Source organism: Paraburkholderia largidicola (assembly GCF_013426895.1).
Classification (GTDB): domain Bacteria; phylum Pseudomonadota; class Gammaproteobacteria; order Burkholderiales; family Burkholderiaceae; genus Paraburkholderia; species Paraburkholderia largidicola.
This window is the reverse complement of record NZ_AP023175.1, coordinates 415,485-437,679: the sequence shown is the minus strand read 5'-3', so window position 1 is coordinate 437,679 and position 22,195 is coordinate 415,485. Positions and strand designations below refer to the sequence as shown.

The 22,195-nt window shown below is 64.6% G+C and carries 22 protein-coding genes; 10 read left to right on the top strand and 12 right to left on the bottom strand.

What is annotated here, in order from left to right; all coding sequences use genetic code 11:
* Nucleotides 1–52 precede the first annotated feature (52 nt).
* The 4 genes from PPGU16_RS18695 to PPGU16_RS18680 all read left to right on the top strand — a co-directional run bounded on the left by PPGU16_RS18695 (nucleotide 53) and on the right by PPGU16_RS18680 (nucleotide 2,735).
* Nucleotides 53–391 (top strand): DOPA 4,5-dioxygenase family protein, encoded by a 339-nt coding sequence (locus tag PPGU16_RS18695; protein WP_180724212.1) that lies wholly within the window; start codon nucleotides 53–55, stop codon nucleotides 389–391.
* Between the two features lie 54 nt (nucleotides 392–445).
* On the top strand, nucleotides 446–1,177 hold the full coding sequence (locus PPGU16_RS18690; protein ID WP_180724210.1) for an FprA family A-type flavoprotein: 732 nt from the start codon (nucleotides 446–448) through the stop codon (nucleotides 1,175–1,177).
* 160 nt (nucleotides 1,178–1,337) lie between these two features.
* Nucleotides 1,338–1,991 carry a glutathione S-transferase family protein gene (locus tag PPGU16_RS18685; RefSeq protein WP_180724208.1) on the top strand — a complete coding sequence of 218 codons (654 nt, stop codon included), beginning with the start codon at nucleotides 1,338–1,340 and terminating at the stop codon, nucleotides 1,989–1,991.
* A 33-nt stretch (nucleotides 1,992–2,024) separates the two neighbouring features.
* Nucleotides 2,025–2,735, top strand: coding sequence for a DUF899 family protein (locus tag PPGU16_RS18680; RefSeq protein ID WP_180724206.1), 711 nt, complete (start codon nucleotides 2,025–2,027; stop codon nucleotides 2,733–2,735).
* 119 nt (nucleotides 2,736–2,854) lie between these two features.
* Here the strand turns inward: PPGU16_RS18680 and PPGU16_RS18675 are convergent, their stop codons facing one another.
* Together PPGU16_RS18675 and PPGU16_RS18670 are read right to left on the bottom strand one after the other, a co-directional pair.
* Nucleotides 2,855–3,220, bottom strand: a complete 366-nt coding sequence (locus PPGU16_RS18675) for a hypothetical protein (protein WP_180724204.1) — start codon at nucleotides 3,218–3,220, stop codon at nucleotides 2,855–2,857.
* A gap of 211 nt (nucleotides 3,221–3,431) precedes the next feature.
* The gene (locus PPGU16_RS18670) at nucleotides 3,432–4,568 is read right to left on the bottom strand and encodes an MBL fold metallo-hydrolase (protein ID WP_180724202.1); all 1,137 of its coding nucleotides are present in this window, start codon (nucleotides 4,566–4,568) and stop codon (nucleotides 3,432–3,434) included.
* Nucleotides 4,569–4,985: 417 nt separating this feature from the next.
* Here PPGU16_RS18670 and PPGU16_RS18665 point away from each other — a divergent pair, with 417 nt between their 5' ends.
* The 4 genes from PPGU16_RS18665 (at nucleotide 4,986) to PPGU16_RS18650 (ending at nucleotide 10,263) form a co-directional block, all read left to right on the top strand.
* Nucleotides 4,986–7,229 carry an NADP-dependent isocitrate dehydrogenase gene (locus tag PPGU16_RS18665; RefSeq protein WP_180724200.1) on the top strand — a complete coding sequence of 748 codons (2,244 nt, stop codon included), beginning with the start codon at nucleotides 4,986–4,988 and terminating at the stop codon, nucleotides 7,227–7,229.
* A gap of 65 nt (nucleotides 7,230–7,294) precedes the next feature.
* Nucleotides 7,295–7,498, top strand: a complete 204-nt coding sequence (locus PPGU16_RS18660; protein WP_180724198.1) for a hypothetical protein — start codon at nucleotides 7,295–7,297, stop codon at nucleotides 7,496–7,498.
* A 660-nt stretch (nucleotides 7,499–8,158) separates the two neighbouring features.
* Nucleotides 8,159–9,397 carry an MFS transporter gene (locus tag PPGU16_RS18655; protein WP_180724196.1) on the top strand — a complete coding sequence of 413 codons (1,239 nt, stop codon included), beginning with the start codon at nucleotides 8,159–8,161 and terminating at the stop codon, nucleotides 9,395–9,397.
* 53 nt (nucleotides 9,398–9,450) lie between these two features.
* Nucleotides 9,451–10,263 (top strand): alpha/beta fold hydrolase, encoded by an 813-nt coding sequence (locus PPGU16_RS18650; RefSeq protein ID WP_180724195.1) that lies wholly within the window; start codon nucleotides 9,451–9,453, stop codon nucleotides 10,261–10,263.
* A 7-nt stretch (nucleotides 10,264–10,270) separates the two neighbouring features.
* Here the strand turns inward: PPGU16_RS18650 and PPGU16_RS18645 are convergent, their stop codons facing one another.
* The 10 genes from PPGU16_RS18645 to PPGU16_RS18600 form a co-directional block, all read right to left on the bottom strand.
* Complete coding sequence (locus PPGU16_RS18645; RefSeq protein ID WP_180724193.1) at nucleotides 10,271–11,773, bottom strand: efflux transporter outer membrane subunit; 1,503 nt, start codon at nucleotides 11,771–11,773, stop codon at nucleotides 10,271–10,273.
* Nucleotides 11,770–12,768 carry an efflux RND transporter periplasmic adaptor subunit gene (locus PPGU16_RS18640; protein WP_180724191.1) on the bottom strand — a complete coding sequence of 333 codons (999 nt, stop codon included), beginning with the start codon at nucleotides 12,766–12,768 and terminating at the stop codon, nucleotides 11,770–11,772. The genes PPGU16_RS18645 and PPGU16_RS18640 overlap by 4 nt, the downstream gene beginning before the upstream one ends.
* A complete protein-coding gene (locus tag PPGU16_RS18635) occupies nucleotides 12,765–12,974 on the bottom strand; it encodes a DUF1656 domain-containing protein (RefSeq protein ID WP_180724190.1) in 210 nt (69 codons plus the stop codon). The genes PPGU16_RS18640 and PPGU16_RS18635 overlap by 4 nt, the downstream gene beginning before the upstream one ends.
* Nucleotides 12,975–13,008: 34 nt before the next feature.
* Entirely contained in the window at nucleotides 13,009–15,150 is a 2,142-nt protein-coding gene (locus tag PPGU16_RS18630) for an FUSC family protein (protein WP_180724188.1), read from the bottom strand.
* 5 nt (nucleotides 15,151–15,155) lie between these two features.
* Entirely contained in the window at nucleotides 15,156–15,665 is a 510-nt protein-coding gene (locus PPGU16_RS18625; protein ID WP_180724186.1) for a MarR family winged helix-turn-helix transcriptional regulator, read from the bottom strand.
* A 155-nt stretch (nucleotides 15,666–15,820) separates the two neighbouring features.
* Entirely contained in the window at nucleotides 15,821–16,402 is a 582-nt protein-coding gene (locus PPGU16_RS18620; protein ID WP_180724185.1) for a YdeI/OmpD-associated family protein, read from the bottom strand.
* Nucleotides 16,403–16,465: 63 nt separating this feature from the next.
* Nucleotides 16,466–17,698, bottom strand: coding sequence for an NAD(P)/FAD-dependent oxidoreductase (locus PPGU16_RS18615; protein WP_180724183.1), 1,233 nt, complete (start codon nucleotides 17,696–17,698; stop codon nucleotides 16,466–16,468).
* A gap of 25 nt (nucleotides 17,699–17,723) precedes the next feature.
* Nucleotides 17,724–18,077 carry a RidA family protein gene (locus tag PPGU16_RS18610; protein WP_180724181.1) on the bottom strand — a complete coding sequence of 118 codons (354 nt, stop codon included), beginning with the start codon at nucleotides 18,075–18,077 and terminating at the stop codon, nucleotides 17,724–17,726.
* Between the two features lie 16 nt (nucleotides 18,078–18,093).
* Entirely contained in the window at nucleotides 18,094–19,620 is a 1,527-nt protein-coding gene (locus tag PPGU16_RS18605; RefSeq protein ID WP_180724180.1) for an amidase, read from the bottom strand.
* A gap of 57 nt (nucleotides 19,621–19,677) precedes the next feature.
* Nucleotides 19,678–20,964: an MFS transporter gene (locus PPGU16_RS18600; RefSeq protein WP_180724178.1), complete on the bottom strand. Its 1,287-nt coding sequence runs from the start codon at nucleotides 20,962–20,964 to the stop codon at nucleotides 19,678–19,680.
* Nucleotides 20,965–21,079: 115 nt separating this feature from the next.
* Here PPGU16_RS18600 and PPGU16_RS18595 point away from each other — a divergent pair, with 115 nt between their 5' ends.
* Nucleotides 21,080–21,733 carry a helix-turn-helix domain-containing protein gene (locus tag PPGU16_RS18595; RefSeq protein WP_180724177.1) on the top strand — a complete coding sequence of 218 codons (654 nt, stop codon included), beginning with the start codon at nucleotides 21,080–21,082 and terminating at the stop codon, nucleotides 21,731–21,733.
* A gap of 61 nt (nucleotides 21,734–21,794) precedes the next feature.
* Complete coding sequence (locus PPGU16_RS18590) at nucleotides 21,795–22,190, top strand: ester cyclase (RefSeq protein WP_180724175.1); 396 nt, start codon at nucleotides 21,795–21,797, stop codon at nucleotides 22,188–22,190.
* The last annotated feature ends 5 nt before the right edge of the window (nucleotides 22,191–22,195 follow it).

Here is a 22,195-nt window from a genome sequence, read left to right as displayed (position 1 = left end):
TGATGAACCTCGCACACCCCCAAACGAAGGACGGCCCCGGCCGCAACGGATCATGACGGCAATCGCCAGCTGGCACGCGCATGTGTACTTCGATCAGGCGACGCGCGACGCCGCATGGACGCTGCGCGAGACCATCGAAGCGCAGTTTCACGGCAGATTCGAAATGGGGCGTTTTCACGAGCGTCCCGTCGGCCCGCATCCGATGTGGTCGTATCAGCTTGCGTTCGGCCCCGAGCTTCTCGCGGAGCTGTTCGGATGGCTCGCGCTCAATCACGGCGCGCTCGACGTCTTCATCCACCCGAACACGGGCAACGCGCTGCGCGATCACCGCGATTGCGCGGCGTGGATTGGGCGCTCCTATCCGTTGAATCTCGCCGCGCTCGGCGGTTAGCGCGTCGTCGGCGCGGCGCATCGTTGCGCGCGCAGCGCGCATGGAGGTCGGGTCATGACGGTCACCAATGCGGTGTCGGGCACCAACGTCCATGAAGTCGCGGACGGCATTTACCGGATCAACACGCCTGTGTTCTTCGAGGGCGGGCCGGGCGGGTTCTCTTTCAACCAGTATCTGATCGTCGACGGCGCGCCGCTGCTGTTCCATACCGGCCCGCGCAAGATGTTCGCGCTCGTGCGCGAAGCCGTGGCGTCCGTGTTGCCGCCCGAACGGCTGCGGCACATCGCGTTCTCGCATGTCGAAGCGGACGAGTGCGGCTCGCTCAACGAATGGCTTGCCGCCGCGCCCGAGGCGCAGCCGCTGTGCAGCGGCATCGCCAAGCTGGTGTCCATCGACGATCTCGCCGACCGGCCCGCGCGCGGTCTCGAAGACAGCGAGACCGTCGATCTCGGCCGCCACCGGCTGCGCTGGCTCGCGACGCCGCATCTGCCGCACGCATGGGAATGCGGGATGCTGTTCGACGAGACGACCCAGACGCTGCTGTGCGGCGATCTGTTCACGCAGGGCGGTGCGCAATCGCCCGCCGTGACGGGTGCCGACATTCTCGGTCCAAGCGAGGCGTTCCGGCGCAGCATGGACTACTACTCCCATACGAAACACGGCGACGCGATGCTGGAGCGGCTCGCGGCACTCGAACCGCATACGCTTGCGTGCATGCACGGCAGCGCGTGGCAAGGCGACGGCGCAGCGCTGCTGCGCGCGCTGGCGGTGTCTCTGCACGAGTGAGCGGGGGCGTTGACGCAGGCGGCTCCAGGCGACGCGTGAGGCAACTCACGCCGCAGCGCAGCAAAAGTTTTTTCGCGCGTATTGTCGATTCCCATTGTCGCCGCTCGTCGTTCAGATAAGCGGACATCTCGTCCGCTATCAGACTGCAAGGACGACGACGATGACCTTGACGCTCTACGCCCATCCGTTTTCTTCGTACTGCCAGAAGGCGCTGACCGCGCTCTACGAGAACGGCACGCCGTTCGATTACCGCCGGCTCGACGAACCCGGCGCGATGGATGAACTCGCCGCGCGCTGGCCGATCCGGCGTTTTCCACTGCTCGTCGACGAAGGCCGCACGATTCCCGAGGCGACCGTCATCATCGAGCACCTCGGTCTGCATCATCCCGGCCCCGTCCAACTGCTTCCCGACGATCCGCGCGCGGCGCTCGAAGTACGTTTCATGGATCGTTTCTTCGACAACTACATCGCCACGCCGCAGCAGAAGATCGTCTTCGACAGCCTGCCCGACGAGAGCGAGCGCGACGCACGCGGTGTCGCCGATGCGCGCGCACTGCTCGACGTCGCGTATGCGTGGCTCGACAACACGATGAAAGACCGCGAATGGGCGGCCGGCGAGCGCTTTAGTCTCGCGGATTGCGGCGCCGCGCCGTTTCTTTTCTATGCCGACTGGACGCACCGGATCGATCCGCAGTTCGAATTCGTGATCGGGTATCGCAAGCGGCTGTTGAAACGGCCTTCGTTTGCGCGCGCCGTCGAAGAAGCGCGGCCGTATCGCCATCTGTTTCCGCTCGGCATGCCGGAGCGCGACTGATTGTCTGATTCGTCAATTGAATGGGAGGCCTCGATGTCGTCTGCATCTTCTCTCGTGCCCGCCACTGAGCTGGCGAAGCGCAACGGCCGGCACTATCCGAACGAGAGCGTCGAATACCGGCGCGCCCGCGACGCGCTGCTCGCGGAGGAAATCGAACTGCGCCGTCATATCGAACGCGTCGCCGAGCAGCGCCGCGCGCTGCCGCCGGGCGGCGAGGTGACGGGCGATTACCGCTTTACCGGCGAAACGGGGCCCGTCGATCTCGCCGGGCTGTTCGGCGACAAGGACACGCTCGTGATCTACAGCTATATGTTCGGGCCGCAGCGCGAGCGGCCGTGTCCGATGTGCACGTCGCTGCTGAGCGCGTGGGATGGCGAGGCGCGCGACATGGCGCAGCGCATCGCGCTGGCTGTGGTCGCGCGTTCGCCGATCGAGCGGCTCGTGGCATTCAAAAAGGAGCGCGGCTGGCGCGATCTGAAGCTCTATTCGGACGTGAACGGTGAGTACAGCCGCGACTTCGGCGCGATCTCCGACGACGGTGGCGACGACGCGGCGTTTCAGGTTTTCACGCGCCGCGACGGTACGATCCGGCATTTTTACGCGGCTGAAATGGGCTTCCCGACTGTCGATCCCGGTCAGGACCCGCGCGGCGCGCCGGATCTGATGCCGATGTGGACGATCTTCGACATGACGCCCGAAGGGCGCGATCCGCATTGGTATCCGAAGCTCGATTACGCGCGGTGACGCGAACGCGCGGCGCGTGGTTGGCTGCGAAGCCGCCCGTGCATGAAGACAGGGATGAAGGCGAACATGATCGCGCCGCGAGCACGCGGCGCGCTACCGTTCGCGGGTAAGCGCAGGTATCAGTCGGCGAGGCGCTTGTCGGCGAGCGCGCGTTCGCAGTCGCCAAGCACCGCGACGACGAGGCGCGCCTGGGCGTCGAGTTCGTCGGTGTCGAGAATTTCTTCGACGGCATCGCGCGCCCAGTCGGCTTCGACAAACGATGCATGCCGTTGCGCGATGTCGAGGGCGATGGCCGACAGCCTCGCGATGCACAGCCAGTCGGCTGTGCGCCCGTGCCGGTCGAGCCACTTGTGCGCGGCCTCTACGTGAAAGGACGGTGAGGGCCAGGTCTCGTTCAGATACCAGGCACCCAGGCTTCCGCACGTGAGCCAGCACAGCAGCTCCACGCGGTCGCGTTGGCTTAGAAGATGGCGTACATCACTCATGGCGACGCTCGCGAAGGTAACGGATATGACGTGAGTTCCGCGTAGCAAAGCTCGAACCCGTGTGTGTACGACAATAACACGACGTTGTGCCTTGCACGACAGGGTTTAACCGGATTTGGGTCTCTCGCGTGATGCCGAATGTGGGGTGACCGACAATCAGGAGCGCTTGCTGCGCTGCATTGCACGGGCGTAGTGCAAAGCGGCTCGCGTTTTAGCGCGAGCACGTCGAGTGTGAATCGACCGATGCGTCGAGGCGGATCATCTGGCCGTGATGCAGAACCGTGAATGCGTCGTCGGGCAGGCCGGCTTCATGGGTCGCTTCGGCGAGTTTTTTCGGTGGCTCGTCGAGCGCCTCGTCGGTCAGTTCGAACGTGCCCCAGTGAATTCCGATCGCTTTTTTGGCGTGCACGTCCTGGAAAATCTGCACGGCCTGCTGCGGGTCCACGTGCTGAGGTCCCATGAACCAGTGCGGCTCGTATGCGCCGACGGGAATCAACGCGAGATCGACGCAGCCGAATGCGTCGCCGATCCGCTTGAAGTCGTTCGAGTAGCCGGTGTCGCCCGCGAAGTACACGGAGAACGGATGAGCGGCGCCCGCTGGCGTCTTCACGACCCAGCCGCCCCACAGCGTCTCGTTGCGATCGGTGAGGCTGCGCGCGGACCAGTGCGTCGCCGGGACGAACCAGAAGTCGAGACCGGCAACGCTGGTTTCGTCGCCCCAGTCCAGTTCCTGCGCATTCGTGATGCCTTTTTTCGCGAGCCAGTCCTTGATGCCGAGCGGCACGAGAAAGAGCGGCGGCCCGCCAGGCTGCGCGTTCAAAGCCTCGACGCTCGCGGTATCGAGGTGGTCGTAATGGCTGTGCGAAATCAGCACGACGTCGATATGCGGCAGCTCGTCGAGCGCGAGACCGGGCGGCACGCGCCGCTTCGGCCCGGCGAACGTGAAAGGCGATGCGCGTTCCGAAAACATCGGATCGGTGATCACGTTAACGCCGTTGATCTGCAGCAAGGCCGTCGCGTGGCCGATCCACGTCATCGTGTCGTCGCTGCGGTTCGCCTTGATCCACGCGACATCGGGGTGATCGACGGGAAACGCGTAGCCGTTCGCGGGCGCTGGCGGCAAGCCGTGCGTCCAGCGGTTCCAGCGCCATTTCCACACCGAGCCGCGCGCGAGCGGGCCGTCGTTGTTCTCGTAGCCGTTGTCGGTCCGCGGCGCGTGATGGATGCCGCTCGCGGCGAGCCTGTCGGGCGTTGGGTCGGGCTGTTGCGCGCCGACGGCCCAATTCGCCGACGCGGCGCTCAGAACGATGGCGGCGCAGGCGAGGCGCGAGCGGAACGGAAGTGGCATCGTGTATCGAATGGGCGGCGGCCGTAAAATCGATGGTGCAACAGTGTAGAGCGGACGCCGCGTCCCACGCTTGCGCGGTGGCGGAACGACCGTCGCCTTCGACTGCGTCCTGGCTGCGGAATCGTTCATCCTCACGCCATCTGCCGCGCGCAATCTCGATCAGCGCCCGATTGCCGTCAGTGCCGCGAAGCGGAACAATTGTGCCTGTGCCTAAATTGCAAAATGCAATGAAGTGCCGTTCGTAGCGATGAAAAAGCAGCGAAGCCGCGCAAATCGTGCATTTTTTTGCCTTAAAGCCGATTCGACCGGCACGATTCAAACCGTCAAAATCCAAAATAAGGCAAAATTCGGGGCATTCGCGTCGGCCGTGACGTCGCCGGCGGCATTTCCCAACCTTTCTCGACCAAGAGCAAAGCGATGAGTAACAAGCAACCTACGATCATCTACACCCTGACCGACGAAGCCCCGCTGCTCGCGACGAGTGCGTTTCTGCCGATCATCCGTACGTTTACCGCTCCGGCTGGCATCAATGTCGAGACCAGCGACATTTCCGTGGCCGGCCGTATCCTCGGCGAGTTCGCGGAATTCCTGACGGAAGAACAGCGCGTGCCGGACAATCTGGCCGAGCTGGGCCGCCTCACGCAAGACCCGGACACGAACATCATCAAGCTGCCGAACATCTCGGCGTCGGTGTTCCAGCTGGTCAGCGCGATCAAGGAACTGCAGTCGAAGGGCTTCAAGGTTCCCGATTATCCGGAAGACCCGAAGAACGACGAAGAAAAAGAGATCCAGAAGCGTTACTCGAAGTGCCTCGGCAGCGCGGTGAACCCGGTTCTGCGCGAAGGCAATTCGGACCGACGCGCGCCTGCCGCCGTCAAGAACTACGCAAAGAAGCACCCGCACAGCATGGGCGAGTGGAGCATGGCGTCGCGCACGCACGTCGCGCACATGAAGCATGGCGACTTCTACCACGGCGAAAAGTCGATCACGAACGACAAGGCGCGTGAAGTCCGCATGGAACTCGTCACGAAGCGCGGCGAGACCATCGTGCTGAAGCCGAAGGTCAAGCTGCAGGACGGCGAGATCGTCGACAGCATGTTCATGAGCAAGAAGGCGCTGGTCGAGTTCTACGAAGACCAGATGGAAGATGCGCGCAAGACGGGCGTGATGCTGTCGCTGCACGTCAAGGCGACGATGATGAAGGTTTCGCACCCGATCGTCTTCGGCCACGCCGTCAAGGTGTTCTACAAGGACGCATTCGCGAAGCACGCCAAGCTGTTCGACGAACTGGGCGTGAACGTCAACAACGGCCTCGTCGATCTGTACACGAAGATCGAGTCGCTGCCGGAATCGCAGCGCGATGAAGTGATCCGCGACATGCACGCGTGCCACGAGCACCGCCCGGCACTGGCGATGGTCGATTCGGCCAAGGGCATTTCGAACCTGCACGCGCCGAACGACGTGATCGTCGACGCCTCGATGCCCGCGATGATCCGCGCAGGCGGCAAGATGTGGGGCGCCGATGGCCGTCCCGCCGACACGAAGTGCCTGATCCCGGAAAGCACGTTCGCGCGCATCTACCAGGAAATCATCAACTTCTGCAAGACCAACGGCGCATTCGATCCGAAGACGATGGGCACGGTGCCGAACGTCGGCCTGATGGCGCAGAAGGCGGAAGAATACGGCTCGCACGACAAGACCTTCGAGATCGCCGAAGACGGCGAAGCGCGCATCGTCGACAACGCGACGGGCGAAGTGCTGAGCGGCCTCACGCAGCAGGTCGAGCAGGGCGACATCTGGCGCATGTGCCTCGTGAAGGACGCGCCGATCCGCGACTGGGTCAAGCTCGCCGTCACGCGCGCGCGCAACTCGGGCATGCCGGTGGTGTTCTGGCTCGACCCGTACCGTCCGCACGAAAACGAGCTGATCCACAAGGTGCAGGCATACCTGAAGGATCACGATACGAACGGTCTCGAGATCCACATCATGTCGCAGGTTCGCGCGATGCGTTACTCGCTGGAGCGCGTGATTCGCGGTCTGGACACGATCTCGGCAACGGGCAACATTCTGCGCGACTACCTGACCGACCTGTTCCCGATCATGGAACTGGGCACGTCCGCGAAGATGCTGTCGATCGTTCCGCTGATGGCGGGCGGCGGCATGTACGAAACGGGCGCGGGCGGTTCGGCGCCGAAGCACGTCAAGCAGCTGGTCGAAGAGAACCACCTGCGGTGGGATTCGCTGGGTGAGTTTTTGGCGCTGGCTGTGTCGCTGGAAGAGCTGGGAATCAAGTCGGGGAATGCTCGCGCCAAGGTGCTGGCGAAGACGCTGGATGCTGCTACTGGCAAGCTGCTCGACAACAACAAGAGTCCTTCGCCGAAGACAGGCGAGCTCGATAACCGTGGCAGCCAGTTCTACCTCGCGATGTACTGGGCGCAGGAGCTGGCCGCGCAGAAGGATGACGCGGAACTTGCGGCCAAGTTTGGCCCGCTGGCCAAGGTGCTCACCGATAATGAGAAGACTATCGTCGGTGAATTGACGGACGTGCAGGGTAAGGGCGTTGATATTGGCGGCTATTACCAGCCGGATTTTGCGAAGCTGGAAGCGGTTATGCGGCCGAGCAAGACTCTGAATAACGCGCTCGCGGTTGTTACGGGTTGAGGTTTGGTTTTTTGACTGTAGTGGTTTAGGCGAAGCCCGCGCATGATGTTTGATGTGCGGGCTTTTTGCTGCGCAAGCGGGTTGGTTTGGTTTTTGGTTTTTGGTTTGGTTTTTGGTTTGGTTTGCTGGTGTTTTCGCTGGCATCCGCGATTTGTTCGCTTGCTTCAGGCGTTGCCCCTGTGCGGGGCGGCACCTACTTTTCTTTGCCGCCGCAAAGAAAAGTAGGCAAAAGAAAGCGGCTCACACCGCCAGTTCTTGTGTTTGCCTGAGGGCCCCCGAAGGGTCTTACACTTCACACGGCAACGCCCTGGTTCGCGTTCGTTGCCAACGTTCTCCCTGTACGCTTCACCCGCTTCACGCAGCCGCGTCACGGCACACGGCGCCAGACAGTCCACGGCCGCCCAGGTGGCAAACGGTGTGTAGGCTTTCGCGCCCTACGCGGACCACTCCGGACTGGGTAGCACGATCGGTGTTTCTGGTAAGAGCGCGAACTTGTACCGTACGACAACCTGCACACCGTTTGCCACCTGGGCGGCCGTAACCATTCGCTGCTGCTGGCCGTTGTACGGGTGTTGGAAGTGGGGGAGGCGCTTGTTAGAGCGTTGGCAACGGGCGGGGAACAGCGCGTTATCATCTGGAGTGCGGGACCGGTTGGGGGCCCTCAGGCAAGTACAAGGACTGGCGGTGTGAGCCGCTTTCTTTTGCCTACTTTTCTTTGCGGCGGCAAAGAAAAGTAGGTGCCGCCCCGCACAGGGGCAACGCGTGAGGCAAGCTAACAAAATGCGGATGCCAGCGAAAACACAAGCAAACCAAACCAAAAACCAAACCAAAAACCAAACCAAAAACCAAACCAGACAAAACCCGAACACCGCCCGCGTCGGCACGACGCAAAACCTCAAACCTGCCCCGCGTTCAACGCGAACACCTCAATGCGCCCTCAACATCAGGCGTTCTTCGCTTCACTATTCTTTTCGCGTCTCGCGGACCAGATACTCCTTTTCCTCGTGCCGCTCGTGGTCTTCCAGACGACACAAAAGGCGACATGGTCCGGCATAGCATTCTTCATCGAGGCGTTCCCACGCTATATCGTGTTTCCCGTCTGCGGCGCGCTGTGCGATCGCATGTCGCCCGTGACCGTGCTGCGCGCGAGCCAGCGATTCCGCGCGATGGCGTGCGCGCTGGGCATCGCCGGCTTCGCGGTCGCGGGCGGTATCGGCTGGCTCATTGCGCTGTCCGCCGTATGCGGCACCCTGACCAGCCAGGGCCTCGTCGCTCGCGAAGTGCTGCTACCGCAAGTGTTCACGTCGGAACGCTTCGAGAAGGTGCTGTCGTATGCGCAGATCGCCGACCAGGTCGGCGTCGTGCTCGGCCCGATGCTGGCAGGGTTGCTGCTCGGCTGGTGGCGCTGGGAATACGTGGTCGGCGTCGCAGCCGCACTGTTTTTCGCCGCCGATGGCGCGACGCTCATCTGGCAGCGCGCGAGCGCTTTCGAATGGAAGCCGCACGGACATGCTGGCGGCAACTGGCTCGCGCCCGTGAAGACGGCGCTTGCGCATGTCGTGCAGTTGCCGGGCCTCGCCCGGCTGGTCGCGCTGGCCGCTGCCGAGAATCTCGTGATCGGCGTGACGCTCGCGACTTCCGCTGCGATGGTGACGGGGCTGCATCGCAGGCCGGATGCGTTCTACGCGTTCGTGCAGACGGCCGGCGCGATCGCGACGATCGTGATTTTGCTGCTGATCGCGCGCGTTCGGATACCGCGCAAAGCACTCGGGCTCGTGTCGTTTCTCGCGATCTTCGCAGGCGGCCTGCTGGCAGGTGTGAGTCCTTCCGTGTGGGGATACGTCGCGGGCTTTCTGCTGATCGTCGGCTTCGACAAGATGTTCAGCATCTATATCCGCAGCGTGCGTCAGGCGATCATTCCGGCCAAGGACTACGGCAAGACGCTCGGCGTCGTCATCATGCTCAACAACCTCACGCAGCCGCTGGCGGGTTTGCTGGTCGGCGTGTTTTCGGGGAATGGGCGCATGAGCGCGGTGGTGATCGCGATCTCGCTCGGCATGGGCGCGCTGGGGCTGATCGTCGTGCTGATGGGCCTGAACGCAGGGCGGCGTCGAGCCGGAACACGCGTGCCGCCACTGGCCGAGCGGTCGGCTGATCGTGCCGATTGAATGCTCGCTGTCACAATGAAACCTTAGCCTTTCATCCACGGAGTGCCATCGATATGCAATCGGACGACGAGCTGAAACACTTCGAAGCACACGGCGCCGCGCCGTTGCCCGACGTACAGGAAGAAGGTTTCGTGGACAACGCGGGCGCGCGCATCGCCTGGTCCACGTACGGCGCGGGCAACCCCGTGGTGCTGTTGCACGGCGGCCTCGGGCATCGCGGCAACTGGGGCTATCAGGTGCCCGCGCTGGTTGCGGCGGGCTACCGCGCGATCCTGATCGACAGCCGCGGGCATGGCCGCAGCACGCGCGACGCGCAACCGTACAGCTACGAGCTGATGGCTTCCGATGTCCTCGCGGTACTCGACGCGCTGCAAGTACAGAAAGCGGCATTCATCGGCTGGAGCGACGGCGCGTGCACCGCGCTGATTCTCGGCCGGCGCGCGCCCCAGCGTGTCGCGGGCGTGTTCTTCTTCGCATGCAATATGGACCCCGGCGGTGCGAAGCCGTTCGTGCCGACGCCCGTGATCGACCGCTGCTTCAGCCGGCATCGCGCGGACTACGCGGCGCTGTCGGCAACGCCCGGCGAGTTCGACGCGTTCGTCGCCGCCGTCAGCGAGATGCAGCGCACACAGCCCAACTATTCCGCGGATGACCTCGCGCAGATCCGCGTGCGCGTGTCCGTCGCGATCGGCGAGCACGATGAGTTCATCACGCAGGAACACGCCGTGTATCTGGCGCAAACCATTCCGGGCGCCGAGCTGATCGTGCTACCCAACGTCAGCCATTTCGCGCCGCTGCAACGGCCCGCGCTGTTCAATGGGGTGATCGAGCGGTTTGTCGGAACCGCCTTCGATAGCGACAACTAATCCGCGCTTATTCGCTTTTCGCGCCGCCTTTCTCGGCCGCGCTGCTGTCCTTCTTTTCGTCTTCTTCCCAGCCGCCGCCGAGCGCAAGGAACAGATTCACCTGATCGACCGCGACCTGACCTTCAGCCGCCGACACCTGCGCGGCGACGGTCGTCAGCGTGCGCGTCGCGTCGAGGTCGTCGATGAACGTGTCGCGGCCTGCGGCATACAGCCGATGCGTTTCATCCGCCGACTGCACGGCCGACTTGTACGCGGTCCGCAATGCGTCGGCGCGCGTCGTATCGGATGCATACGTCGACAGGCTCGTCTGCGTTTCACGCAGCGCATTCAGCACGACGCCGTCGAAGTGCGCGAGCGCGCCGCCCGTCGCGGCTTCCGCTTCGTGGACGCGCGCGCGCTGGCCGTTGATCGGGAAGGTCCAGCTGATCAGCGGGCCAAACGCCCAGCGGTTCGTGGTCGGGCCGAACAGATCCTCGACGACGCCGACCGAGCCCGCCGATGCGCCAATGCTCACGGTCGGATAGAGCGCCGCCGTGGCAACGCCGATGCGCGCCGTGGACGCCGCCAGCAGCCGTTCGGCCTGGCGCACGTCCGGGCGCCGCTTGAGCAGCGCTGCGCCATCGCCGACGGGAATCGGCTGCTTCAGATGCGGCAGCCGGCTGCAGGCGAGGGCGGCGGGCGGCAGATCGGACGGCGCGCGTGCGAGCAGCATCGCGAGCCGGTATTGCGCGGCACGGCGGCGCGCGACGAAGCGCGGAATGTCGGCGGCGAGCGTGTCGGCCTGCGTCTGCCCACGTGTCACATCGGGCTGGTTGCCCCGGCCCGCGTCGCGCAGCCGCTGCGTGAGCTTGACCCGTTGCTTCTGCAAGGCCAGCGACTTTTGCGCGATCTCCAGTTCCTCGGCCGCCGAGCACGATTCGACATAGGCGCGCACGACATCGGCAACGACGGTGATGCGCGCGAGATCGCTTGCGGCCTCGACGGCTTCGTCGTCGGCCTTCGCGGCCTCGACGCCGCGCCGCAGCTTGCCGAACAGATCGATCTCATACGACACGCTCAGATCCAGCGCGCCTTCGTTGACGACGGGAATCTTTTCCGTCAGCAGATATTGTTCGGCGGATTCCTGCGCGCGCTGGAAGGCCGCCGACGTCTTGCCGGAGAAGCCGCCCTGTTCGTTCGCGAAGTCCAGCTGGGCGCGCGAGCGCGCGAGATTGGCCGCGGCGACGCGCAGATCGGTGTTCGACGACAGCGCCTCGGTGACCAGCTGATCGAGCACGGGATCGTCGTACAGACGCCACCACTTCGACGGCACGGCTTGCTGCGTGACGGGCGCCTTGTCCGCGCCGTCGATGGTCGCGTTCGCATACGGCGCATTGACGGCCGCATTGTCGGGCAGCTTGTAGTTCGGGCCGACCGTCGTGCAGCCGTTCAGCGCAAGCGCGATGGGCAACAAGGCGGGCAGCCATGCCAGGCCGACGCGCGTTGCAGTGAGGGACGGGAAGCGTTTCATTGCGATGCGCCCGAAGCGGGATGCGTGGCGCTGGACGGCGCTACGCCCACGATCGCCGCACCCGTGGTCGAAGCCGCGGGCGCCGAAGCGGCGGCTGCCTCCGACGCAGGCTTGCGTCCCATCGGCGGCCCGATACCGCGCACCGACACCGTCGCCGTGCGGCCCGCGATCATGCGGAAGTCGGCGGGAATCTCGTCGAGCGCGACGCGCACGGGAATGCGTTGCGCGAGGCGCACCCAGCTGAACGCCGGGTTCACGTTCGGCAGCAGGTTCTGGCTTTGCTGGCGGTCGCGGTCCTCGATTGCGGCGACGATGCTCAGCACGTGGCCGCGCAGCACGCCCGGCTCGCCCATCACCTTGATGTCGACAGGCTGCCCGATGTCGATGCCGTGCAGCTTGGTTTCCTCGAAATAGCCATCGACGCGGAACGAATGCATGTCGACCACCGACAGCACCGCGCGTCCCGCCGAAATGTACTCGCCCACGCGCGGCGCTCGATCGTTCAGGTAGCCGTCCACCGGACTCACGATCACCGTGCGCTGCAGGTTCAGGCGCGCCGTATCGATCGCGACTTCGGCGTCGGCGAGCGCGGCCGTCGCCGTTTCGACACGCGAATGCGTCTCTTCGACGACTTCACGCGCGACGAGATTGCCGAGCGCGCGGTTGCGGGCATCTTCGCGGCGCGCCTGATCGAGCGTCGCGCGGCGCTGCTGCGCGGTGGCCTGCGCGTTGCGCAGCGCAAGCGCATAGCGCGCCTGGTCGATCACGAACAGCACTTCGCCTCGCTTGACCTGCTGGTTGTCGACGACCTTCACCTCGGTGATGAGGCCGGATACGTCGGGCGCGACCTGGATCACGTCGGCGCGCACGTGGCCGTCGCGCGTCCACGGCGCGAACATGTAGTAGTCGACCAGCTTCCACAGCACGGCGGCTGCGATCACGACGACGATGAGAGTGAGCAGGATCTGCCCGACGGAGAACCAGGTTTTTTTCACGTTATGAACCGGTGCGAAACGATGACCACAAGCCCCAGCACCAGAACATAGATGCCGAGATCGAAAATGGAGCGGTGCCAGATGAAGCGGTAAACGCCGATGCGCGCGAACACGTTGCGCACGACCAGGTTCACCAGATAGGCGATGAACATCAGCACCAGCACGGCCGGCACGAAGACGCCGAGAATGTCGATTTCGCCGATCATATGCGTCGACCGAAAGTAAGAGAGGGATTTCGCATCACGCTGCGGTCTCCGGTTGGGGCGGCGGATTGCTGCCGGGCGCGGGATGCGGCGGAAACAGCGACAGGCGCATGCCGACCAGCGCGTGCAGCGTGTCGCGCAGCCAGCGCTCGCCGGAAGCCGCAGCGGGGGCGGGCGCGGCGCCTTGTTCTGTCGGTCCCTGTTGCGTGCCGCCTTGCGTCTGCGCGATGTTGCGCGTGGTCACTTGCGCGACGGCGGCATCGATCGTTTCGATCAGCGCGGCGGGAACCGGCTGCCGTTCGCGGCGCGCGATGCATTGCTCGAAATACTGCCGCACGCCGGCGAGCACGTCATCGATGGAGCCTTGCAGGTCGGCTGTCAGCTTGCGGCGCGTGCGTCGCAAGTCGAGCGCGTTGAGCGCGACGCGGAAGTCGCGGAAGCTCTCGATCGACGGATGGCGGTGCGAATCCGAGGCCGCGTGGCGCGGCAGCAGCTGCATCAGCCGGTCGAGCATGCGCGAGTACAGATTGCGCTGGTCTTCGATTGCGGCCGTCGAGGCGCTCACCACGACGTCGGCCCATGCGGAACGCGTGAGCCGCCCGGCGGCAAGTTCGGCGCCGAACGGCCTCGTGATGCGCGTCCAGATGAAAGCGAACAGCAAGCCCGCGACGCCCGCCAGATTGCTGTTGATGAACACGAAGAAGTCGGCCTCGTAGGCGCTCTGAATGCTGATGAAGGTCGCCGTGTTGACGGCCGTCAGCAACGTCACGAGCGAAAACTGCGGGCGCGGAATCAGCGTGCCGATGATCAGGAAGGGCCCGGAGAAGATCAGCACCAGCATCGCGAAATCGTGGACGTGCGGCAGCACCACGAACACATACAGCCCGGCCAGCACGACGCTCGCGCAGGTCGCAAGGAAGAACTTGAAGACGGAGGGCGCGGGATCGTCGAGCGCCGCGAAGAAACAGCAGGAGACGGCGGCGAGCGTGACGGCGGCTGCGCCGTCGTTCCAGCCCGACGCGATCCACAGACCGCACGCAACGATGACGGCACCGACGGCCGAGGCCGTCGAGAACAACATCAGCCCATAGTCGAAAAAGCGCTCGGTGCCGCCCAGCCGCCAGTGGCGAAAGTGCGGCCGCCACAGGACTGTTTCGTGAACGATGGTCGTGCGCAGGCAGCGGATGTCCCGCCAGACGTCGATCACCTGACCCAGACGCCACAGCGCATTCGACAGCAGCGCGCCGTCCCAGCTTGCGAGCGCCTGCGCAGAAGGCCTCAGCGCATCGACGCGGGTGCGCAGCGCGTCGGCTTCGTGATCGGGCTCGTCCGCGTATTTTGCGTCGAGCGCGGGCGCCTTGATCCACTTTGCGACATCCGCCAGCAGCGTCTCAACGTCAGGCGCGTGTGCGCCGCGCTGCCGTATCAGTTCGATCAGCGGATCGGCCATCGACGAAATCAGCGGCAGGAAAATCTGCATGCGCCCTTGCAAAGCGCGCGCGCGGCGCACGATGTCGGGCCGCGTGTGATCGTAGGTCAGTTGGCTCAGCAGGAATTCGAGCCCGTTGACGGTCGCGGCGAGGCGCTGGCGCGAAGCCGAGATCGTCGCGCCAGCAATATGGCCGGACAGCGTCTCGCTGGCGTAGAAGGCGGCGTCGCGAAACCAGGCGTCGGTGCGTTCGATCAGCGTCGGCGCCAGACGGCTCGGAAACACCACGCTGCCGACGATGCTCGCGACCACGATGCCGAGCAGGATCTCTTCCGTCCGCGTGATGGCCAGATCGAAGACGGTGGTCGGATTGGTGACGGCGGGCAGCGCGATCAGCGGCAGCGTGTAGCCAGCGAGCAGACACACATAGCTGCGCGCGGTGCGGTCGTTCAGCGACACATAGAGCATCGTGCCCGTCCACAGCCCGACGATCGTGCTGAACAGGAACGGCGACTCGACGAAGGGCGGCACGATCAGCACGGCGCCCGCCGCGCCGAGGGCGGTGCCGAGCGCGCGGTACAGCGCCTTCGAGCGGGTTGCGCCGACGAACGGGTTCGAGACGATATAGACGGTCGCCATCGCCCAGTACGGGCGGGGCAGTTCCAGCGCAAGGCCGATGTACAGCGCGATCATCGCGGCCGCGAACGTCTTGGCGGAAAACAGCCAGTCGCGGACTGAGGGATAGACCATTGCGGTTATGCGTTGCGTTTGCTGCTGGATCGTGCGGCAGCGGCTGGCTCGTCGGATACGCCCTTGTCGGAAGTGACTGTAGCATCCAGCGACGCGTTGAACGCATTCAGCACCCGCAACGTCGTCTCCAGGTCTTCGCGGCTCACGCCTTTGAGCACGCGCGCGCGCAGGTCCATCAGCCGCTCTTCCATGCGCGCGGTGACGGCGCGGCCTTCATCGGTGAGGGTGATGGTCTTGGCGCGCTTGTCGTCGGGATCTTCGTCGCGGCGCACGAGGCCGGCCGCGCACAGCTGATCGAGTAGCCGCACCAGCGACGGGCCTTCGATCCCCACATGCTCCGCGAGCGTCACCTGACGCACGGCCTCGCCGAGGCGGTTGGCCGTGAGCAGCGGTCCCGCACACGCCTCCGAGACGTTGTAAGCGGACAACACGCTATGGCTCGTGCGGCGCCAGCGGCGCGCGGCGACGACCAGCGTGCTGCTGACGGAGCGGCGGAGAAGGTGGAGATTGACCATGGGCCGGGATTGTATGTCGATTTTTATTCGTTAGCATCCTATCGACCTACATTTTTTAAGGGAATGCTACAAAGTTCGCTTACGGTGTGTTTCCTGGGCGAGCGGCGGCGGGGCGGTCGCCCGTCGCCAGCCGCTTTGGGAACGTTCGGGCGGACTCAGTCGTCGTTCAGACCTTTGCCTTCGAGAATCAGCGGCATGCATTTGTCGATCCGCGATTCGCGCGTTTTCGATTGCTTCGCCGAGGAGAAATGGAGCAGGTACGCGCGTTGCCGTCCGGGCGTCAAGGCTTCGAAAGCTTTTTTCAGCGCGGGCGTTTTGTTCAGCTTGTTCTGGAATTCCTCGGCAACCTCGAACTCTTCGGTCGATTTGCGAGCCACTTTCAGGCCGGCCTTTTCCACTTCGATGGCCGCGCGGATGTAGGTCTTCAGAACGGCTTGCAGCTTGACGATGTCCTGCAGACTCGTGAACCGCACCTGCCGGGCCGACTGCACGTTCTCCGTCTGCTGGATCAGGATGCCTTTCGGATCGTCCAGCAAGGCGCCCTTGACGAACAGGATCGCGCAGTATTCCTTGAAGCCGTGAATGAGCACGACGTTCCTGTCGTCGAACGTGTAGCAGGGGACGCCCCATTTCAATTCTTCCGTGACGGGACAGGCCAGCACGATCGCTCTGAGTTTCTCGGTTTCTTCACGCCACTGCTTGAGTCTGCTGATATAGGCGTCGACCTTGGGGTTCATTGTTGTCCCTCAGAAATATGGCGAGCCTATGGTACCGCCCGCCGTCACGTGCGGCAAACCGGGCTAGAAGCGATCGACGCGGAACGGATGCGGGTCGGCGACCGGCGCGGCGCCCGTCATCATTTCGGCGAGCAGGCGCCCTGTGACAGGCCCGAGCGTCAGGCCGTGGTGCGCATGGCCGAACGCGAACCACAAGTCCTTGTGGCGTGTCGCGGGGCCGATGATCGGCATCATGTCCGGCGTGCACGGTCGGCGGCCGAGCCACGGACGCTCGTCGAGCCGCGCGCCGAGCGGGAAGGTCTCGCGCGCGATGGGTTCGATTGCATCCAGTTGCACGGGGGTTGCCGGTGCGTCGCACGCGGCCAGTTCCGCGCCCGTCGTCAGGCGGATACCGCGCGCCATCGGCGTGATCATGTAGCCGATCTCGGTGTCGAGCACGGGTTGATTCAGCCGCGCGCCGTCCTGCGCCGCGTAGTGCATGTGATAGCCGCGCTTGACCGCAAGCGGCAGCCGGTAGCCGAAGCGCGCGCTGACGGTATCCGACCAGGGCCCGAGCGAGATCACGGCCGACTGTGCGTCGATGCGGCCCGCCTCTGTTTCGACGCTCCAGTGCGGCTCGAGTGTCGACGCATCGCCGATGAAGATGCGCCCGCCAAGCTGCTCGAAGTAACGCGCATACGCCATGACGAGCGCGTTGGGGTCGCTGACGGACTCGGCGTCGGTATAGCGCAAAGCGCCCAGCAGCGCGTGGCTCAGCGACGGCTCCGCTTGCCTCAATTGCGTTGCATCGAGTGCGTCGAAGGTGACGCCGTACTCGGATTGCCAGCGCTCGACGTCGCGCAGCGCGGCATCCTGCTTGCGCGCGCTGCGAAACACTTTCAGCCAGCCGCCCGTGCGCACGAGCGCCTGCGCGCCCGATGCGTCGATCAACGCGCGATGCTCGCTGACGCAGTGCTCGATCAGCGTCGCATACGCGCGCGCGATAGCCGTATGACGATCCGCGCGCGAGTAATGCCAGTAGCGGTACAGAAACGGCAGCAGCTTCGGCATCGCGCTGAAGTGGTAGCGGACATCGAGCGAGCGGTTGCGCGCGTAGCGCAGCAGCGTGCTGGCGTCGCGCGGAAACGCATACGGGTAGACGCCTTCGCGCTGGATCAGCCCCGCGTTGCCGAACGACGTCTCGTTGCCCGGCGCCTTGCGATCGACGAGCGCCACGGCCAGCCCGCGCTTTTGCAGATGCACGGCGATCGACACGCCGACCATGCCGCCACCGAGTACGACGGTATCGAACTTCATTGCTGCATATCCTCGCGCGATGACGTCATGCGAGCGCCGTCACGGCGATTTCGACATCGAGGCCCGGCTTCATCAACAGGGCCTGCACGCAGGCGCGCGTCGGCGCGTGGCCCGTCGGCACCCACGCGTCCCACACGGCGTTGAATTCGTCGAAGTGCTTCGGGTCGCTGAGCCACACGTTCGCGGTGAGCACGCGCGTCTTGTCGACATTCGCCGAGGCGAGCAGCGTGTCGATGCGCGTGAGGATTTGCGTCGCCTGCACGGTGATCGACGCGCCCGCCGTGTCCGGCACCTGGCCGGACAGATAGACGATGCCGTTGGCAATCACCACCTGGCTCATACGTGCGTTGGTTTGCAGTCTTTGGATTTCGTTGGACATGGTGAATTTCGCCGGGTTAGACGGATGACATGCCGGCCTGGGCTTTGCCGGTGGAATCGAAAATGGGCGGCGCGGTGACGATCGATTTCAGCGCCGGGTTCGGTTGTGTGAGCCGCGACAGATCGGGACGCGGGCGGCGCAGTGCGGGGTTCGCGTCGAAAGCCTGCTCCATGGCGCGCGCCACGGCCAGTGTCTTGAGGTCGCCATGAAACGGCCCGACGATCTGCAAGCCGAACGGCATGCCTGCCTCATCGACCCCGCAGGGCAGCGACAACGCGGGATGCGTCGTCAGCGTCACCACGTAGGTCAGCGCGAGCCAGCGGTAGTAGTTCTCCTGCGCGCGTCCGTTGATCTGCGCCGCGTAAAGCTCACGCCACGGGAACGGTGAAACGGGCGTGGTCGGCGAGAGGATCACGTCATAACGCTCGAACCCGGACTGGAAGCGCCGGAAAATACGCGTCTGTTCCGCCTGTGCCCATGCGCTGTCGGCGAGCGTCATCGCGGCGCCCATCTCGTAGTTCGCGCGTGTGTTCGGACCGAGCGCGCCCGGGTCGCGCGCATAAGCGTCGCGCAGACCCGCGACGAAGCTCTCCGCGCGAATCACATCGAACGCACGATGCGCGTCGCCGAGATCGAACGGGACGGGCTCGCAGGTTTTCACCATCGGCGCGAGCGCGGCCATGCGTGAACGGAAGAGGGCGCGGATGCCGTCGTCGACGTCGCAGCAGCCGAAGTCTTCCGTATAGCCGACGCGCAACGTGGCGAGATCGAGCGCGGGCAGCGTGGCGAAGCCGAGTGGATCGACTTCGTAGCTCAGTGGATCGCCCGTGGAAAGGCCTGCTGTCGCTGCGAGTTGCAGTGCCGTCTCCGCGACGTCGCGGCCCATCGGTCCGACCACGGAAATCGGCGTCCAGCCGAGCAGCCGGCGCGAGTTCGGCACGAGCCCGGCGGACGGCCGGAAGCCGACCACGCCGCATTTCGACGCGGGAATGCGCAACGAGCCGCCCGTATCGGAGCCGGTGCAGACGGGCAGCATGTCGCAAGCGAGCGCCGCCGCCGAGCCGCCTGACGAGCCACCCGCGTTCAGCTCCGGATCGAAAGGATTGCTCGTCGCGCCCCACACGGGGTTGCGCGTGTTCGCGCCTGCGCCGAGTTCGGGCACGTTGGTCTTCGCGACGAGAATCGCGCCCGCCGCGCGCAGCCGCTCGACCAGCACGACATCGTGCGACGGCACATGGCCGCGCGACATCGGCGAGCCGTAGGTGGTCAGCAGGCCCGCCGTGTCTTCCAGATCCTTTACGCCGAGCGGCAACCCGTGCAGCAGCCCGAGCGATTCTCCATCGAGCACCTTGCGCTCGGCCGCCTTTGCGGCCTTGCGCGCGTCGTCGTAACAGGTGGCCGTGATCGCATTGACGGCTGGGTTGATGGCTTCGATCCGCTCGATGCAGGCGTCGAGCAGTTCGACGGGGGAAATCTCTTTCGCGCCGATCATCCGGCGCAGTTCGACAGCGTTGCGGGCGACGAGGTCGTCGTTATCAGACATGGTTCAGGGTCCGGGTTGTTGCTGCTTGTTCCTGATTGTTCGAAATGTCGGATGCGCTCACTCGAGCGCTTCGCCCGTGCGGTCGCGCAGCCAGATCACGGGCACGAGCGAGACCGCGCAGGCCGCCGCGACATACCACGCGGGCGCAAGCGGGTTGCCCGTCAGCGCAACGAGCCAGCTCGCGACGAACGGCGAAAATCCGCCGAAGAACGACGCGCTCGCCACGTAGGTTAGCGCGATGCCCGTTGCCCGCACATGTTTCGGGAACAGTTCGGGGATCATCACGAGCACGGGCACGATCTGCCCGGCGACGAACAGCGCGAGAAACGCGGACACGGCGCACAGCATCCACGGTGAAGGTTGAGCCGACAACCACGCAAAGGCGGGATACACGGTGAGCAGCAGCGTCACGCGCGATATGACGAGCACGCGCTTGCGGCTGAAGCGGTCGGCGAGCTTGCCCGCGATAGGCGCCGCGACGAACAGCACGAGCGAGCTGATCACGCCCGATGCAACGGATGCCGTCGACGACAGATGCAGCGTGCGAACCGCGTGGCTCGGCAGAAAGAACGCCGTGATGTAGACGGAAACCGAGCCGCCGAGTTCGGCGAAGGTGCCGAGTATCGTCAGCTTAAGATGGGTGGTGAGCGCCGCCTTCAATGCGCCGCGCCGATGCGTGCTGCCGGACGACGCATCGCTGAGCGTTTCTTCCAGGCGCCTGCGAATCAGCATCCCCACAGGCGCCGCGACGATGCCGAGCACGAACGGAATGCGCCAGCCCCAGGCGAGGATCGCGTCCTTCGGCAGCGAGACGTTGACGAGCGTCGCGACAGCCGCGCCGAGCGCGAGACCCAACGCCGTCGCAGCGAAGTTCCAGCTGGCGAAGAACGCGCGCGTCGAGTCCGATGCGTATTCGACGAGCAGCGTCGTGCCGGGGCCGAACTCGCCGCCCGCGGCGAAGCCCTGAATCAGACGCGCGGCGAGCACGATGAAGGGCGCGGCCATCCCGGCCACCGCGTAAGGCGGCGCGCACGCGATCAGCGCGCAGCTCAGCGCCATCAGCATGATGGTCAGCACCATCGCCTTCTTGCGGCCCGCGCGGTCGGCGTACGCGCCGATCACGATGCCGCCCAGCGGCCGCACGACGAAGCCGACACCGAACACGCCGATCGACAGCAGAAACTGGTTCACGGGCGACGCGGACGGGAAGAACAGCTGCCCGATCTGGATCGCGAAGAAGCTGTAGATGGTGAAGTCGTAAAACTCCAGCGCCGTGCCGAGCGTCGTCGCGGCGATGACCTGGGTTTTCGACAGACCGGCTTTTTCCAATGCAAGCGTTGACACGTCGACCGCTCCTGAGTGGAACTGCATGGGACTGGAATCGATGCGAGTTATCATATACGAGAAAAAATTAATTCTCGTATACGACAAAACCCTTTGTCATCTCTTGAGTCATGCCATGGCCAGATCCGTCGCGCGCAAACAACCTGAATCTGTCGAGCCCACGTCGCAGATCGATCACCAGGCGGTCGGCGCGCGGCTGCGCGACGCGCGCAAGACGCGCGGGCTGACGCTGATGCAGTTGTCGGAACAGTCGGGTATCGCCGTGTCGACGATCTCGAAGGCCGAGCGCGGCGATATCGCGCTGACCTACGACAAGTTCGCGGCGCTCGCGCACGCGCTGCAGCTCGAGTTCGACGCGATCTTCGGCCGCGCGAAGCATACGAAGCGTGCGGGCGCGAGCGCTATCGTGCCGACGTTCACGGCGTCGGGCCAGCAGATGATCTACGACACGCCCAACTACGAATACGGGATGCTCGCCAACGACCTCACGGGCAAGCGCATGGTGCCGATGCGCGCGCACGTGCGGGCGCGCAAGCTCACCGATTTTCCCGACTACATTCGCCATAGCGGCGAGGAGTTCGTGTTCCTGCTGGACGGCACGCTCGAACTGCGCTTCGAAACGGGCGCGGTGTTTCAGTTGAAGCCGGGAGACAGCCTGTACTTCGACAGTTCGGTTGGACACGTGTATCTCAGCACGGGGAAAAAGCCGGCGGAAGTGCTGGTGTGCTGCGTGGACACGGACGCGCACCGGCCCGCCGACGCGATCTGAGCGCAACGCCCGACGCGGGTAACATGGCGGCTTGAGCGATTCTCGGCGAGGGCGATTCGTGATGAACGCGAGCGATCTTTCTGACGTGTATCGGGGTTATATCGACTGTCTGAACCGGCAGGACTGGGCGGCGCTGGGGCAGTTCGTCGATGACGATGCGACGTATAACGGCGAGCGCATCGGCTTGTCGGGCTATCGGGCGATGCTCGAACGCGACTTCCGCGAGATTCCCGATCTTCGTTTTGACATCGCGTTGCTGGTTGCCGAGCCGCCTGTGATCGCGAGCCGCTTGCAGTTCGACTGTTCGCCCAAAGGGACGTTTCTTGGACTTGCCGTCAATGGAAAGAAAGTCGCTTTCACCGAGAACGTTTTTTACGAGTTTCGCGGCGACAAGATCGTGCAGGTGTGGTCGGTGATCGACAAGACGGCCATCGAGACTCAACTCACGCAGCGCTGACGCTG